Source organism: Pantoea sp. DY-17, assembly GCF_019795975.1.
In the GTDB taxonomy this organism is placed as follows: Bacteria; Pseudomonadota; Gammaproteobacteria; order Enterobacterales; family Enterobacteriaceae; genus Pantoea; species Pantoea leporis.
The window spans coordinates 780,456-795,284 of sequence record NZ_JAIMIG010000002.1 but is presented as its reverse complement, the minus strand read 5'-3'; the positions used below and the strand labels follow the sequence as shown (position 1 = coordinate 795,284).

12 protein-coding genes and 1 pseudogene are annotated in these 14,829 nt (G+C 57.7%); 5 read left to right on the top strand and 8 right to left on the bottom strand.

What is annotated here, in order from left to right; translation table 11 throughout:
• Positions 1-9: 9 nt before the first annotated feature.
• Both K5Y33_RS14025 and K5Y33_RS14020 read right to left on the bottom strand, forming a co-directional pair.
• Positions 10-1,251, bottom strand: coding sequence for an ABC transporter substrate-binding protein (locus tag K5Y33_RS14025; RefSeq protein ID WP_222234297.1), 1,242 nt, complete (start codon positions 1,249-1,251; stop codon positions 10-12).
• 291 nt (positions 1,252-1,542) lie between these two features.
• Positions 1,543-2,655 (bottom strand): lactonase family protein, encoded by a 1,113-nt coding sequence (locus K5Y33_RS14020; RefSeq protein WP_222234296.1) that lies wholly within the window; start codon positions 2,653-2,655, stop codon positions 1,543-1,545.
• 388 nt (positions 2,656-3,043) lie between these two features.
• Here K5Y33_RS14020 and K5Y33_RS14015 point away from each other — a divergent pair, with 388 nt between their 5' ends.
• Positions 3,044-3,682, top strand: coding sequence for a LysE family translocator (locus K5Y33_RS14015; RefSeq protein ID WP_101761716.1), 639 nt, complete (start codon positions 3,044-3,046; stop codon positions 3,680-3,682).
• 36 nt (positions 3,683-3,718) lie between these two features.
• On the opposite strand, the gene K5Y33_RS14010 is transcribed toward K5Y33_RS14015, so the two are convergent.
• The 4 genes from K5Y33_RS14010 to K5Y33_RS13995 all read right to left on the bottom strand — a co-directional run bounded on the left by K5Y33_RS14010 (position 3,719) and on the right by K5Y33_RS13995 (position 8,981).
• Complete coding sequence (locus K5Y33_RS14010) at positions 3,719-4,519, bottom strand: inositol monophosphatase family protein (protein ID WP_101761717.1); 801 nt, start codon at positions 4,517-4,519, stop codon at positions 3,719-3,721.
• A gap of 14 nt (positions 4,520-4,533) precedes the next feature.
• Positions 4,534-5,595, bottom strand: a complete 1,062-nt coding sequence (locus tag K5Y33_RS14005) for an ABC transporter ATP-binding protein (RefSeq protein ID WP_061719127.1) — start codon at positions 5,593-5,595, stop codon at positions 4,534-4,536.
• A complete protein-coding gene (locus K5Y33_RS14000; protein WP_222234295.1) occupies positions 5,592-7,814 on the bottom strand; it encodes an iron ABC transporter permease in 2,223 nt (740 codons plus the stop codon). The genes K5Y33_RS14005 and K5Y33_RS14000 overlap by 4 nt, the downstream gene beginning before the upstream one ends.
• A 138-nt stretch (positions 7,815-7,952) precedes the next feature.
• Positions 7,953-8,981 (bottom strand): ABC transporter substrate-binding protein, encoded by a 1,029-nt coding sequence (locus K5Y33_RS13995; protein WP_101761718.1) that lies wholly within the window; start codon positions 8,979-8,981, stop codon positions 7,953-7,955.
• Between the two features lie 217 nt (positions 8,982-9,198).
• Between K5Y33_RS13995 and K5Y33_RS13990 the strand changes: the two genes are divergently transcribed.
• Entirely contained in the window at positions 9,199-10,233 is a 1,035-nt protein-coding gene (locus K5Y33_RS13990) for a LacI family DNA-binding transcriptional regulator (protein ID WP_222234294.1), read from the top strand.
• Here the strand turns inward: K5Y33_RS13990 and K5Y33_RS13985 are convergent.
• Positions 10,191-11,126 carry a LysR family transcriptional regulator gene (locus tag K5Y33_RS13985; protein WP_222234293.1) on the bottom strand — a complete coding sequence of 312 codons (936 nt, stop codon included), beginning with the start codon at positions 11,124-11,126 and terminating at the stop codon, positions 10,191-10,193. The two genes, K5Y33_RS13990 and K5Y33_RS13985, sit on opposite strands and share 43 nt — an antisense overlap.
• Before the next feature lie 132 nt (positions 11,127-11,258).
• Here K5Y33_RS13985 and K5Y33_RS13980 point away from each other — a divergent pair, with 132 nt between their 5' ends.
• On the top strand, positions 11,259-11,939 hold the full coding sequence (locus tag K5Y33_RS13980; protein ID WP_222234292.1) for an SDR family NAD(P)-dependent oxidoreductase: 681 nt from the start codon (positions 11,259-11,261) through the stop codon (positions 11,937-11,939).
• Between the two features lie 68 nt (positions 11,940-12,007).
• Here K5Y33_RS13980 and K5Y33_RS13975 read toward each other — a convergent pair.
• Positions 12,008-12,488: pseudogene (locus K5Y33_RS13975) on the bottom strand (LysR family transcriptional regulator).
• 82 nt (positions 12,489-12,570) lie between these two features.
• Between K5Y33_RS13975 and K5Y33_RS13970 the strand changes: the two are divergent.
• Entirely contained in the window at positions 12,571-13,392 is an 822-nt protein-coding gene (locus K5Y33_RS13970) for an MBL fold metallo-hydrolase (protein ID WP_222234291.1), read from the top strand.
• A 4-nt stretch (positions 13,393-13,396) separates the two neighbouring features.
• The gene (locus K5Y33_RS13965; RefSeq protein WP_222234290.1) at positions 13,397-14,719 is read left to right on the top strand and encodes an amidase; all 1,323 of its coding nucleotides are present in this window, start codon (positions 13,397-13,399) and stop codon (positions 14,717-14,719) included.
• Positions 14,720-14,829 lie beyond the last annotated feature (110 nt).

Below are 14,829 nucleotides of genomic sequence, written 5' to 3'. Positions count from 1 at the left end.
CGGCTCCTGTCACAGCTCAATTTGATACTGTTTGGTATCGCGCGGGTTTTTCTTCAGATCGCACACCATCGCGGTATCCACCGGCGCTTGATCGGTGAAGGTTTGCAGAATTTTCATCTGATGGTTTTCCACTTCTGCGATATGCACATCCAGCGAACAGTGATGCGTGGCCGGATCGACGCTTAGCTTGCCGCTCGGCGAGGTCAGCGTGACGCCGGACTCCAGCGCCTCGATCACCTTCATGCGATCGATATCGCCCGCTTTGCGCACCCCTTCCGCCCAGATCAACATGCCCTGATAAGCGCCCATCGCCAAGTCGCTGATGTACGGCGTATTGGCGCCGTAGCGCGCATGGAATCGCTCAACGAAAGCTTTATTTTCCGGCGAGGGGATTTCCTGCATATAGTTGGCGGCAACCAGAATGCCGTTGCTCTCTTCCGGCGACAGAATGATATGTTCGTTGCCGCCGCCAAACACCGTGGAGGCAATCGGGATCTTGCCGCTCATACCAGCCGCATGCCACTGGCGATAGAAGGAGATGTGCGCGCCACCGACCAGCGCTGACCACACCATGTCGGGTTTAGCGCTCTGGATTTTGGAGATCGCCGCACCAAAATCGGTGACATCCAGCGGAAAGAATTCGACCGTCACCACTTCACCGCCGTTATCGTGCACCGACTTTTTCACCCACGCCGAGACGATTTGGCCGTAGTTATAATCCGCCGCCAGCACGTAGACTTTTTTGCCCCACTTCTTCACCGCGTAAGGCACCAGCTTTTCCACGGTTTGTGCCGGCGTAGAACCGGAAGAGAAGTAATTGCGATCGCACACGCCGCCTTCATATTGCGCCGGATAAAAATAGAGTGAACGGAAACGATCCAATACCGGACGAATAACCTCACGCGAGGCCGAGGTAATACCGCCATGCACCACCGCCACTTTATCTTTCAGCGCCGCCTGCTGCGCATATTGCGCATAAAGCTGCATATTGGATTGCGCATCGTAATTAATCACCTGCAACGGTCGACCTAATAAACCACCCGCCGCGTTGATCTCTTCTGCCGCCAGATTAATGGCGTTCGACATCGGCTTACCGTAAATATCGAGCCCGCCGGATAAGTCGAGAATACTGGCGATTTTGATGGCGTCTTTGCTGTCGGCGGCGAAAGAGAATTGAGGCGCAACGCCTGCAGCCAAGCCTAATGCCGAAACGGCTGAACCCTGGATAAATAAACGACGACTAATAGCCATAGCAACCTCTTGAAAAGAGAAGGATCAAACAGGAGTGTTTCCGGGAGGCCGGAAAGAATAAACGCGAGCTACAGACGGCGCTGTCTGCATTGACAAGAGGGTTGCCACATCGTTGGGGCGTTATTTTTTATAAAGCAAGAAGTGGGCCAAATTAATTAGACTCTGCACATTCACGTAGCGGCGCGATTCATTGCGCGATAAATCGCGCCGCTACGACAACGTGCGCACTGTTAAATGGCAATTGGCACCAATTAGGTGCGAGGTCGCCCTTCATGGCGACCTCAATAACACTCAATTAAAAAACTTAATATCCGTCGGCGTGGCAATCTTCGCCACTTCACCCGCGGCTTTTAGCACACCGCTCTGTTCATCGAAATGGAACAGGGTGATGTTATTGGTAAACACGTTCGCCACATAAAGGTATTTGCCGCTGGCATCAAAGGCGAAAGCGCGCGGTTCAATGCCATCCGCTTTATAGCGCACCGGCGTTCCCAGTGAACCATCCTGCTCAATGCGGAACACCACCAAGCTGTTATCCGATCCGCGATTAGCCGCAATCACAAACTTGCCGTTCGGACTGAGGATAATGCCGCCGCCGCTGCGGTACTCGGCGCTGCTGTTTTCCGTATTCAGTTTGACGCTGGATTGCTGCTGCAGACGATCGTCCTTAACCGCAAACACCACCACTTCACCGGCCATTTCGGTAATGACATAGGCGTGTTTACCATCCGGTGAAAACACCATGTGGCGCGGGCCAGAACCGGCCGGGAAGGTGACATCGCGTGAGGTATCCGCTTGCAGCGGCTGAGCATTGCCCGCGTGATAGGCATAAGCGTGCAGTTTATCGCCGCCGAGATCTGCAGCGTAAAGGTATTTGCCATCATGAGTGAAGGTGGTGGAGTGCGCATGCCCGCTATCCTGACGATCTTTCACCGCCCCGCTGCCGCTGGCGAATGGGAAATTCTGTACCTGCTCGCCAAGCGAACCGTCGTGATGAATCGGGAATACAGCCACGCTGGCACCGCCTTTAGCCACCGAGTAGTTGGCGACAAACAGGAATTTCCCGTCCGGGCTAATGGTGGCATGCGTCGGCTGCTGGCCGTGGCTATCCACCGCGTTAATCACGCGCACTTCGCCGCCGTGATCAATCGCCAGCGCAGTCACAGCACCGGCGTTTTCTTCGTTAGTGGTGTAGGCAAAACGTCCATCGTGCGATTTCACAATCCACGATGGGCTTTTCAATTTGATGAAATCAAGCGGCGTCAGCGTGCCGTCGCTATTGACCTTCAAACGGTACAAACCTTCGCTGGGATGACCTGGATTTTGCACTAACGGCGCATCCGGGATGCTGGTCCATGTGCCCACTAAAGCCGTTTGGTTGTGATGTTCCGCTGCAGTTGCCATTGCACTTCCCGCTAATGTGAAAACAGCTAGCGATAATGCCACGCTTAGACGTGACGCCATACCGCCAGACACCGTTTTATTGTGATTTTTCATTGTGGTACCCACCATAATCGGAATGTTCTTTATAAAAATCGTTCGCAGAGTTGGATTTTTTATTGTGATTGCGGCCAATGCTGCAGGCCGCATAACGACTATAGTGGGATTGCTTTGATTCGCGGCGAACAGGCGTGATCGTGTTCACATTATCGGGGATTTATCCGCCGGTAGAGCACGATTACCTCCAAACGTGGCAGCCGGAATAGCACAAATGCGTAATTCTTATTATTACTGCGTTTTCCTGCATGCTTTAATACAGCCCTATTAACATGCCAGGGATGCTGACGTTGCTATGCTGCAGTTTTCAAATGGTTTTCTGCTGAGTTTGTCGTTATGCCTTGATATTGGTCTCGCCAATATCGCCATGATCACGCTGGCGATGCAGCGCGGCTATTTTCACGGTTTCTGGTTGGGGATTGGCACCTGCATTGGTGACTTAATCTATGCGGTGCTGGCGCTGGCGGGCATGGCGATTGTGTTGCAGTTCACCGCCGTGCGCTGGGTATTGTGGATTGGCGGCGGTGTGATGCTGCTGTGGTTTGCCGGGAAAATGCTGTATGCGGCGTTGCAAAAGCAGGCTGCACTGCCGGAAACCGAACAACAGCCCTATCGATCGCTGCTGCGCGAGTTCAGTCGTGGCGTAATGCTGGCGATGTCATCGCCGACCGCGATTTTGTGGTTTGCCAGCGTCGGCGGTGCGTTGATTTCCCGCATGGGACACGGCAGCGCGGCGGCAACCTCATCGTTTCTTGGCGGCTTCTTTATTGCGGGCGTAGTGTGGACCTGCGTGCTGTGCCTGGTCGGTAGCATGGGCGGTAAGCTGCTGGGGCAGCGTTTGCTGAAGTATTCCTATCTTGCTTCGGCGTTGATTTTTGTTTATTTCGCCATCTATGTGATTTGGTCGGGTTACCGGGAATTTATTCTGGTTTGATAGAAGGTCGCCATTAAATGGCGACCGCAACCAACATCACAACCCGGCAATCCGCTTCAAATCCGCTTCCGCGCCTGGCGCAACCGCCAATACCTGTGCGCCTTTCAACAATCGTTCACCTTCGGTATTGAACGGGTGATACCAGCCGCCCGCTTCCTTCACCAGGCAATAACCGGCCAGGCAATCCCACGCATGCATATAGGGTTCGTAATAACCGACCACGCGCCCAGCCGCGACCCACGCCAGCATCAATGCGCCGGACCCAATGCGGATAAAATTCCCACCCGCCGCCAGCAGCGATGCGAGGATTTTTCCTACTTCATCCGGGCTGACGTGGCTGTTGGCACCAAAACCGGTGACATGATTTTGCAGCGTGCGCGACGCATCCACCTGCAAGCGCTTGCCGTTGAGCGTGGCGCCCTGACCCATCGCCGCCACGTAACACTCCTGATAAGTGGGCGCGAAAATCACGCCAATCACCGGCACGCCGTCATGCAGCACCGCCACGGACACGCACCAGTTCGGCATGCCGTTAAGGAACGGGCTGGTGCCGTCGATCGGATCGACCACCCACGTATAACCCGATGAACCTTCCTGCAATCCGTACTCTTCGCCGAGGAAACCGTCGTCGGCAAACTGCGCGCGAATTTGCTGGTCGATCATCTGCTCCACTTCGCGGTCAGCGCGCGACACCACATCCTGCAAATCGTATTTGGTCTCCACCACCAAGGTTTCACGCTGATGGAAATACTCCAGCGCCTTCGCGCCGCCGGCGCGTGCCACCTTCTCCGCCAGAATCAGGCGCGATAACAGCGGGTCATTGTCTAATTCACTCATCATCCATCCTTACATTAACCGGCAATCAGGGCCAAACCCTGAGGTTTAAAATCAATCGCGACGTTCGAGGCCAGCGGCAACTGCTGCTCCATCTCGGCATCGACAATAAACAGTGAACCCAATTCGGTGGCGACTTCATATTCGATATGGTCGCCGAGCCAGGTGCTGTGCGTCACTTCGCCGCGCAGTGCACCTGCGCCTTCTCCGCGCAGGGTGATGAATTGCGGTCGCACCGACAGCTGTGCTGCGCCGGTTTTCAGGCCGTTGCCGCGCACGCGATAGCGCTGGCTGCCGAGTCGCACCAGCGCTTCGCTGCCATCAAGCTGCTCCACTTCGCACGGCAGAATGTTAGCTTCGCCCATAAAGTCGGCGATAAACACCGAGTTCGGCGCGTGATAGAGACTTTCCGGCGCGCCCTGCTGGGCAATATCCCCCTCTTTCATGACAATAATCTTATCGGAGACCGCCAGCGCCTCTTCCTGATCGTGCGTGACGTACACCGCGGTGAAGCCGAGCCGCTGTTGCAGATCGCGGATATCGGTGCGCACCCGGCGACGCAAACGCTCATCGAGATTCGAGAGCGGTTCATCCAGCAACAGCACCTGCGGCTCCAGCACCAGCGCGCGCGCCACCGCAATGCGCTGCTGCTGCCCGCCGGAGAGCTCAGACGGCAATCGCTGGCCCTGATGTTCGAGGCCCACCAGCTTCAACCCTTCGCGCGCGCGGTCCTGCGCTTCACGCTTATTCATGCCCGACGACTGCAAGCCATACATGATGTTGTCGAGCGCGCTCATGTGCGGGAACAGCGCGTAAGATTGAAACACCATCGCTACGTCGCGCTCATTGGCGGGCAAGTTGGTGACATCTTTGCCGCCAATCAAAATGCGCCCGGCGCTGGGATGCTCGAGCCCGGCCAGCAGGCGCAGCGTGGTAGTTTTGCCACAGCCGGATGGACCCAGCAGCGTTACCAGCGTGCCGGGCTCCACCGTCAGCGAGAGATCGGGAATGGCATCAAATCCGGCAAAGCGTTTCGAGACGTGTTCAAACACCACAGATCCAGCGGTTACGCGTGTCATACGGCTCTCTCCTGCGTTAATGAGGTTGTTGCGGGCGGCACCGCAATATCGACCGGACGGGCCACGCGGCGCAGACGCCGTTCGCCCACCAGCCACTGGAATATGCCGATGATCAGCAGCATCACCACAATCAAGACGGTTGAGTAAGCAATCGCCACACCGTATTCACCGTTTTCCACCAGCCCGACGATGTAAGAGGTTGCCATGTTGTATTGCGCGCTCACGAGGAAGATCACCGCACTGATTGAGGTAATGGCACGCACGAAGGCGTAGACCAGCGCGGCGCTGATGGCGGGTTTAAGCAGCGGCAGTACCACTTTGCGCAGCGTGCGGAAGCTGTTGGCCCCGAGCGTTAATGACGCTTCATCCAGACTTTTATCCAGCTGGCTCATCGCCGCGATGCCGCCGCGCACGCCGACCGGCATGTTGCGGAACACAAAGCAGGCTACAAGGATCATCGCGGTACCAGTGATCTCCAGCGGCGGCAGGTTATAGGCCATCACATAACTCACGCCGATCACCGTGCCGGGAATGGCGAAGCTCAGCATCAGCAGGAACTCGAAGGTCTGACGACCGGCAAACTTCTGCCGCACAATCAGCCATGCGGTGAGCAGGCCGACAATCGCCGTCAGCGGCGCGGCAATCAGCGCGATCTCCAGCGTGGTCCAGAACGAGTTCCACGCCACGCCGCTCCACAGCAGATGCCCGTCGCTGAAGCTGACGCCGAAGGCGCGCACGTAATGCTCGATGGTCAGCGCATCATTCAATCCCCACGACTGCACAAAGCCGCCGACCACAATCATTCCGTAGATCACCAGCGTGAACAGGCCCCAGGGAATCACCATGCCGTACACGCCAAAGCGCAGCACGCGCGGCAGCTGCACATGTTTGCCGCCGTCGCCTTTGCCGGTGACGGTGGCGAAGTTTTTACCGCCGAGCCACCAGCGCTGCAGCACAAAGGCCGTCAGCGTGAAGCACAGCAGAATCATCGCCAGCACCGCCGCACGACTTGGATCGTTCTGCGCGCCAACTACCGAGAAGAAGATCTCAGTGGAGAGCACGCCGTGACTGCCGCCCAGCACCATCGGATTACCGAAATCGGCCATGCTTTCGATAAAGCTAATCAGGAAAGCGTTGGCTAAACCCGGCGCCATCAGCGGCAGCGAAACGCGTGTGAAGGTGCGCCAGCGATTGGCACGCAGCGTCTGTGATGCCTCTTCCAGCGACGGACTGACGCCTTCCACCACGCCAATCAGCACCAGAAATGCAATCGGCGTAAACGACAGCACCTGCGCGATCCAGATGCCGGTTAAGCCATACAGCCAGCGGCCCGGTTCGATGCCAAACAGCGCCGCCAGATGTTCGGTTACCACGCCGGAGCGACCAAACAGCAGGATCAGTGCAAGACCAATGACAAATGGCGGCGTGATGATCGGCAAAATGGTCAGCATGCGCAGCGCTTTCTTAAAGGGCAGCGGCGTGCGCGTAGCGGCTAAGGCAAACGCCAAACCGAGCAGCGTTGATCCGGCGGCGGTCATCAGCGCCAGCCACAATGTGCGCCACGCGGTGCCGCAGGTGCCGCCCGACAAACAGGACAAGCTCCAGATCGACGGATCCTGAATGTTGCTGATTAAGCCATCCGGTTTGAAGCTGCCGTCTACGTCCTGCACCGACACCACAAACATGCTCAGCACCGGGTAGAGCACAAAGATGCTCACCAGCGCGGTGAGCAGCACCAGCGACGCCACCACAAAGGCATCACCTTTCATCACGCCGCGTTCGGCCAGCGCAAAGGAGAACAGCAGCAGGAAAGTGGTCAGCAACAGCAGCGCACCTGCGCCCATCGCCGGCTGGCCCGATGCGAGCGCGCCGAAGCGGTTTTCCAGCCACAGCCAGCTCCAGCCGCTGTAGCCAATGGCGTGACCTTCGATGATGAGGAACAGCACGCCAAGTGCGCTGAACAGCAGCAGCAAACGGCTGCGCGCCGCGCCCGGCAGGAGGCCGCAGCCAGCGCACAGCACAAACAGCGCGATGGCGATGATAAGCCACGGATGTTCGCCCACTTGCCACAACGCAGGCGCGTTAGCGCTATCGCTCCACAGGCTGGTTAACCAGCCGCGGCTGAAGAAACCGGCTTCCAGGCTGAACCACGGCAGCAGCAGTAACGCCACTGCGCCGATGAGCAGCGCGCCTGTCAGACGACGATTATTTGCATTCATCCAATCCCCCAAAACGTCATTGCGTGCACGTATGCGTAGCGGCGCGATTTCTCGCGCGTCTTTGCTTTTCAACATTCGAACCGCATGCACCGACGAACAACGCGCAATAAATTGCGCCGCTACGGTGTGCGCAAATTCTTACTGCGCGCTGGCACCGATCTCTTTATCCCAACGTCCCAGTAATGCTTTACGTTTGGCCGAATCGCCGTAGGTCTTGAAGTCGTAATCGATCAATTTGATGTTCTCAAAGCGCGGCGCGTACTCTGAAATCTCCGCGTTGCGGTTCGACGGAAGCTGGAAGGATTTGGCCTCTTTCATATGCGATTGCGCTTCGGCGCTCAGCGCCCAGTCGTACCAGACTTTGGCGTTAGCGAGATTGCGCGCTCCTTTTACAATCGACATTGAGCCAATCTCATAGCCGGTGCCTTCACAGGGCGCGACGGTCTTGATCGGGAAACCGTCGACTTCCATCGCCACCGCATCATGCATAAACACAATGCCAACGGTGGTTTCGCCACGCGCCGCCGATTTCACCGGCGCCGAGCCGGATTTGGTGTACTGCGAAATATTGGCGTTGAGTTTTTTCAGGTAATCAAAGGCCTGATCTTCACCCATGATCTGCACCAGCGTCGCCAGCGTGTTGTAGGCCGTGCCCGACGAGTTCGGGTTGGCGATCTGGATTTCCCCTTTGAAGCTTGGGTCCAGCAGATCGGCCCAGCATTTCGGCTCTTTCAGCTTTTTCGACGCCAGTAATTTGGTGTTGTAACCCCAACCCAGCGCGCCGGCGTAAATGCCCACCGTGCGGTAATGAGAGTTTTCCGCCTGCTTCTGCGCCCAATCCTGCTGCTGATCGAGCAGCGGCGATTTGTACGGCTGCGTCAGCCCCTCTTCCGCCGCCTGCATATGCGGATCGCCGGTACCCGCCCACCAGATATCAGTGCGCGGATTACGTGCTTCGCTGCGCAGGCGTGCATAAGCTTCGCCCGCCGAGAGGCGCACCATGCTGACTTTAATATCCGGATGCGCCTTACTGAAAATGTTGGTCATGTGCTCGCACACCACCACATCGGCGGAGCAGACCATGTTCAGATTGCCCGCCGCCGAGGCGGCAAAAGGTATGGCAGTGCAACAGAGGGATAGCGCGATGGCCATTGAGGTGACTCGCATAGTGTTCTCCTGGATTGTAGGGTTGGTGCTTCATTGGCACCTTTTCTTGCACGTGTGTGCAAAGTAGTAATGAACAAGAAATGTCCTGTCAAACACCACGCTGCGCAATTGTTAGGCGATGTCACAAAAATGCAACAAATGAGATCTAAAGCGGTTTGCACAGCTTTGCAATCTGAGGCAGACTCAGTTGCAGCCAGATTGTGAAGAGGTGTTGAACATGCAGCATGAGAAAGCGGTGGTGAGCGCGCAGGATGTCGCTGAACGCGCGGGCGTATCGCGCTCAGCGGTGTCGCGCGCGTTTACGCCGGGCGCCAGCGTGTCACCGGCAACGCGAGAACGGGTGATGAAGGCGGCGGAAGAGTTGGGGTATCACGTCAATCATCTGGCGCGCGGTCTGGTGCGCAATCGCAGCAGCATTGTCTGCCTGATCGTCTCGGAAATCGCCACGCCCTATCGTGCCAGTCTGGTGCGCTGGCTGACGCAGTTTTTGCAGGAAGCGGGCAAAGTGGCGATGCTGATCAACACCGACCGCTCGGATAACAGCGTTTCGGCGGCGCTGCAGCAGGCGATTAATTTCCGCGCCGATGCCTCAATCATTCTCTCCGGCATGCCGGATCGCACCATCACGCGCCAGTGTTACAAGCACGGCCAGCGCATCATTTTGATCAACCGCGATGAAGCGTTGCCTGGCTCGCTGAGCATCAATCTCGATGCCGAAAGCGCCGCGCAAACGGCGGTAATGGCGTTTCAGCGCGCCGGTTGTCAGCATCTGGCATTTGCCAATTCGCTGGCGGGCACGCCGAGCCTGAAAAAGCGCGAAGACACCTTTGTGCTGGCGGCCGAACGGGCGGGATTAACCGTGACCATCGAACGTTTTGGTACCACCTCTTACGAGAGCGGGCAGATTCTGGCGCACCGCTTGCTAACGCGTCATCAGCGACCGGACGGCGTGTTTTGCGTCACCGATTTGGTGGCCTGCGGCTTTATGGATGAAGCGCGCCACCGCTTTGCGCTTCGCGTGCCGGAAGATCTCTGTTTGATCGGTTACGACAACATCGCGCAGGCCGGCTGGTCATCCTACAATCTCACCACATTTTCTCAACCGGTTGAGCAGTTCGCGCAGGATGCGGTGAAGTGGTTGATACACACCGAGCAGGAGGAAACCGGCTTCACGCCGCAAGGTGAACAGCAGCACGACAGCCTGCTGTATCAGGCCGATGTGGTGTGGCGTGGTTCGGTGCGCGGCGGTTGACAAACCTTTTTTACCACGCCGCGTAACCAACGATGCGCCGCGTCATTTTCCAGTCGCGGATGCCACAGTTGTGACACGGTCATTTCTGGCGTGGCGAACGGCAGTTCAAACATCGCTAAGCGGGTGCTGTTTTTGATCAACGGATGATGCAGAAACAGCGAACGCGGCACCAACGCGACGAGATCAGATTCCTGCGCTAGCGCCACCGCGCTGGAGAATGCCGCTACCACCGCCGCCACCTTGCGGGTTAATCCTGCCTGCTGCAGCGCATCGTGAATCGGCCCGCCAAGCTCACCGCGCCGTGACGCCACGATATGACCAAAAGCGGCGAACTGGGTAATATCCAGCTGCTGCGTGAGCGGATGTCCGGCGCGCACCACGCCAACGAAGCTATCGCGGAACAGCGCCTGCAGGCGAATCTCCGGGCCCATATTGCCCAGCACGCCAATCTCCAGATCGATGTTGCCTTCGCGCAAATCGCGCGCGCTTTTCTCCGGCTTGGGCACAAAACTGAGCCACGCGTGCGGCGCCTGGTTCGCCACGGCAGCGATAAGCGCGCTGCCAAAGGCTTCGACGAATCCTTCATTGGTGCGCAGGGTGAAGCAGCGATCTAACTGATGCAGATCCAGCGACTGCGCCGTTGGGCTTAACACCGCACGCGCCTCGCGCACCGTGTGATGCGTGCGCTCGCGAATCGCTTCGGCATAAGGTGTCAGCACCATGTTGCGTCCGGCGCGCACTAACAGCGCATCGCCGGTGGTAGCGCGTAAACGTCCCAGCGTGCGGCTCATTGCCGATTCGCTTAAGCCCAAGCGACGCGCAGCGCCAATCACGCTGCCTTCAATCAGCAGCGCATCCAAAGCAATTAACAGATTCAAATCGGCATCATTCATACGCTTTATCCTCGCCTATTGCGCACTTTGAGACAAGGCGTTTGGCGCAGGTTAATACTGCGAGTGCTGCGCGTTCCGCCTGCCCTCGCCCGGCGCTACACTCTTCTTATCGCAAACACCGAGGAGAACAACATGAAGATATTGCTGATTGGCGCATCGCGTGGCCTGGGTTTGGCACTGGCGGAAACCATGCTGCAGCGCGGTTATCAGGTGGTCGCCACCGGACGTGAAAACTCGACAGGGAATTTACAACAACTGGCCGATCGCTTCCCCGCACAGTTGACGGTGGAAAGCGTGGATATCAATGAACCGGAACAGGTCGCAGCGCTGCATACGCGGCTGGCGGATTGGCAGTTCGATATGCTGTTCGTCAACGCAGGGGTGAAAAATGATGACCGAGAAACCATCGCCGATGTTTCCACCGAAGAGTTCACCCGCGTGATGGTGACTAACGCGCTAAGCCCGCTGCGGGTGATTGAAACCTTTAAAGATCGTGTTACGCCCAGCGGCACTATTGCGGTGATGTCATCTGGCCAGGGCAGTTTGACCAACAACACCAACGGTAATTACGAGGTGTATCGCGGCAGCAAAGCGGCGCTAAATATGTTTATGCGCAGCTTCGCCGCACGTAGCGGCGGCGAGCGCACGTTATTGTTGATGGCACCCGGCTGGGTGCGCACCGATATGGGCGGCCCGGAAGCGCGCCTGACCATTGAGGAGAGCATTCCGAACTTGCTGAACACCATGGAAAGCTACGCTGGGCGACGCGAAATTCATTATCTGGATTATTTAGGGCGTGTGGTGCCGTGGTGAGTGCGAATTAGATTTATGCATCTATTTGTCGCGGCGCCGTTTTGAAAGGCGCGCAATGAATTGCGCCGCTACAGGTCATCCGGAGATTTACGCTGTATCAGCCCGCGCAGCCTCTCCCGCAGCCAGCGGTTGGCGGCATCTTCGCTGCGCGCGTTATGCCACAGCAGCGACACTTCATAATCCGGCATATTGACCGGTACTGGCGCGGCGCTCAGGTCATACAAATCGCACCAGAATGGCACCAAACCCTGCGGCACCGTAGCGAACAGCGGCAAACGCTTAAGCAGCATCGGCAACGCGGAGAAATTTGGCGTCACATAGCGCACGCGCCGCGCCACACCTTGTTGCTGCAGCTGCCGATCCAGCGCGCACAAATAGCGGATCGTCAAACATCTCGCGCAGCCGTTTTAACGCCGCGCTCACCGCCGGTTTTACAAGATAAAGCCGATGTGCCGCCTGCTTGACGCTGCGCACCTCGTACATCACCAGCAACACCACCAGCAAATTCAGGTCGATGCGCGAAAAATCATTTTCGTTGATGCTTTGCATGATTCTAATCGATTTAAATAATGATCGTGCCGCCAGTATAGTGAGGCTTCTTCGCTGCCATCAAAAAATTTAGGAGCACCTCATGACGATTCGCGTCGGCGATTGCCTGATTACCAAAGTGAGCGAACAAACCGCCGCCTTCCCGCTGGGCGTGCTGTTTACGCCACATCGCGAGGAAATGAGTGACGAATTAGCTGAGCTGCCCGCCGAAATGTCGATTCATAGCTGGGTGGTGCGCACCGGTGAACACACCATCATTATCGACACCGCCACCGGCAACGGCCGCAATCGCGATAACAAGCCGCTGTTTCACCAGCTGAACACGCCGTATGCCACAAACCTCGCGCAGGCGGGCGTTGATCCAGCGGAAGTGACGCTGGTGCTGATGACGCACATTCATACCGATCACGTTGGCTGGAATACGCATCAGCGTGATGGCGAATGGCAGCCGATGTTCCCGAATGCGCGCTATATCTGCTCGGCGCGGGAACTGGCGCACTGTCAACAGAATCCGGCGGCGCAGGAGCTCTATCGCGACAGCATTCTGCCGCTGATCGGGAGCGGCCAGCTTGAGACTATCAACGTGCAGGATTCACCTTTGTTTGCTGGCGCGCTGCGCTATCTCTCCACGCCCGGTCACAGCGTTGATCATGCATCGATCGTGCTGGAAAGCGCCGGTGAATCGGCGATCTTTGCTGGCGACGTGATGCATAATGCCATCCAGTTTCAGTATCCGCACTGGAACTCACTGTTTTGCGATGATAAAGCGCTGGCCGTTTCTTCACGGCAACGGGTGGTGGACTGGTGCGCACAACATCAGGCAATCTGGTTCAGCACCCACTTTACTGGCAGCGCGTGCGGACGCGTCACGCGCGACGGGCAATGGATTCCGCTGGAGGTTTAACCTGATGCAATACGCTGATTATCTCACCGCTTCGATTAACGATTTACAGCAGGCGCTGACCCAGCACACGTTGAGCGCGCGCCAGTTAGCCACCTTCGCGCTACAGCGCATTGCCGAGGTGGATCAACCGCGCTACAACGCCATCACCTGGCTGTTTGCCGAACAAGCCTTAGCGGCAGCGGACGCCAGCGATGCGCGTCGTCAGCGCGGCGAGGCGGCGGGACCGCTGGAAGGGATTCCAGTGCTGATTAAAGACAATATCGAAGTGCAGGGCTGGCCAACCAGCGCAGGTTCGGTGCTGCTGCGTGAGGTTATTGCCAGCGACGATGCGCCGCTGGTTACCCGACTGAGAAAGGCAGGCGCGATTCTGATCGGCAAAACCGCCATGCATGAGCTGGCGGCGGGTATTACCGGCGCGTCGTCGTTAAGCGGATTTACCCATAATGCGTGGGTTGAAGGCCGCTCGCCGGGCGGATCGAGCAGCGGTTCCGCCGTGGCGGTCGCAGCCGGTTACGTGCCGCTGGCGATCGGCAGCGATACCGCCGGATCGGTGCGCATTCCGGCAGCGTTTAACCATCTTTTTGGCCTGCGCATGACGCGCGGTGCAATCAGCACCGACGGCATTGTGCCGCTGTCGCCAACTCAGGATATTCCCGGCCCGCTGGCGCGGTCGGCGGCGGATTTACGTTTAGCGTCTGAAATTCTCAGCGGACAACAGTTTGCGGAGAGCGATGAGCCGCTGCGCATCGGCATCTGGCTGGAAGGGTTTGCAGCCGATGAAGGCGAGATTAATCAGGCGGTGCGCGCGGCGCTGGCGGATTTCGCGCCGCGTGAGGTGAGTTATCCGCAGCTAGAGACGTTGGCCGCCGACGCCAATATCATCGGCTACGAATTTGCCGCTGCGCTGGCGGCATATCTGGCGGATAAACCGCAGGCGCAGGTCCGCACGCTGGCGGAAGTGGTGGCGTCCGGGCGCTATCATCCGCAGCTGGAAACGGTGTTTACCACGCGGGCCCAGCATCCGGGCGTGGAGAGTGAAGGTTACCGGCGGGTGCAGCAGCGTCAGCGCGATCTGTATTTGCAGCTGGCTGAATTTTTCGCCGCGCAGCAGATCAATCTGCTGGCTTATCCGGTGGTGCGCCGTGCGCCGGTTAAGCACGGTGAGATGCAGGAAGGCAGCAATGCGCTGATTTCAGCGGTGACCGGCGCGCCGGCGATCAGCATTCCAGCGGGATTCAGCGCCAAAGGTTTGCCGATTGGGCTTGAACTGCTGGCGCTAAGAGGGCGGGAAGATTTGTTGCTGAGCGCGGCGGATAGGTTTGTTTAGTAGCGCCCTCACCCTGGCCCTCTCCCGCCCGCGGGAGAGGGAATGAGTAGGTGGAGCGAATGATCATCTACTAAGCCGCACATTCGGTTCCCTCTCCCGCCTGCGGGAGA

Excerpts from the sequence above, each read along its gene's own strand:
- K5Y33_RS14020 (WP_222234296.1), bottom strand. The coding sequence starts at position 2,655 with ATGGCAACTGCAGCGGAACATCACAACCAAACGGCTTTAGTGGGCACA.
- K5Y33_RS13970 (WP_222234291.1), top strand. The coding sequence starts at position 12,571 with ATGACGATTCGCGTCGGCGATTGCCTGATTACCAAAGTGAGCGAACAA.
- K5Y33_RS13965 (WP_222234290.1), top strand. The coding sequence starts at position 13,397 with ATGCAATACGCTGATTATCTCACCGCTTCGATTAACGATTTACAGCAG.
- K5Y33_RS13985 (WP_222234293.1), bottom strand. The coding sequence starts at position 11,126 with ATGAATGATGCCGATTTGAATCTGTTAATTGCTTTGGATGCGCTGCTG.
- K5Y33_RS13990 (WP_222234294.1), top strand. The coding sequence starts at position 9,199 with ATGCAGCATGAGAAAGCGGTGGTGAGCGCGCAGGATGTCGCTGAACGC.
- K5Y33_RS13995 (WP_101761718.1), bottom strand. The coding sequence starts at position 8,981 with ATGCGAGTCACCTCAATGGCCATCGCGCTATCCCTCTGTTGCACTGCC.
- K5Y33_RS14005 (WP_061719127.1), bottom strand. The coding sequence starts at position 5,595 with ATGACACGCGTAACCGCTGGATCTGTGGTGTTTGAACACGTCTCGAAA.
- K5Y33_RS14000 (WP_222234295.1), bottom strand. The coding sequence starts at position 7,814 with ATGAATGCAAATAATCGTCGTCTGACAGGCGCGCTGCTCATCGGCGCA.
- K5Y33_RS14015 (WP_101761716.1), top strand. The coding sequence starts at position 3,044 with ATGCTGCAGTTTTCAAATGGTTTTCTGCTGAGTTTGTCGTTATGCCTT.
- K5Y33_RS14010 (WP_101761717.1), bottom strand. The coding sequence starts at position 4,519 with ATGAGTGAATTAGACAATGACCCGCTGTTATCGCGCCTGATTCTGGCG.
- K5Y33_RS13980 (WP_222234292.1), top strand. The coding sequence starts at position 11,259 with ATGAAGATATTGCTGATTGGCGCATCGCGTGGCCTGGGTTTGGCACTG.
- K5Y33_RS14025 (WP_222234297.1), bottom strand. The coding sequence starts at position 1,251 with ATGGCTATTAGTCGTCGTTTATTTATCCAGGGTTCAGCCGTTTCGGCA.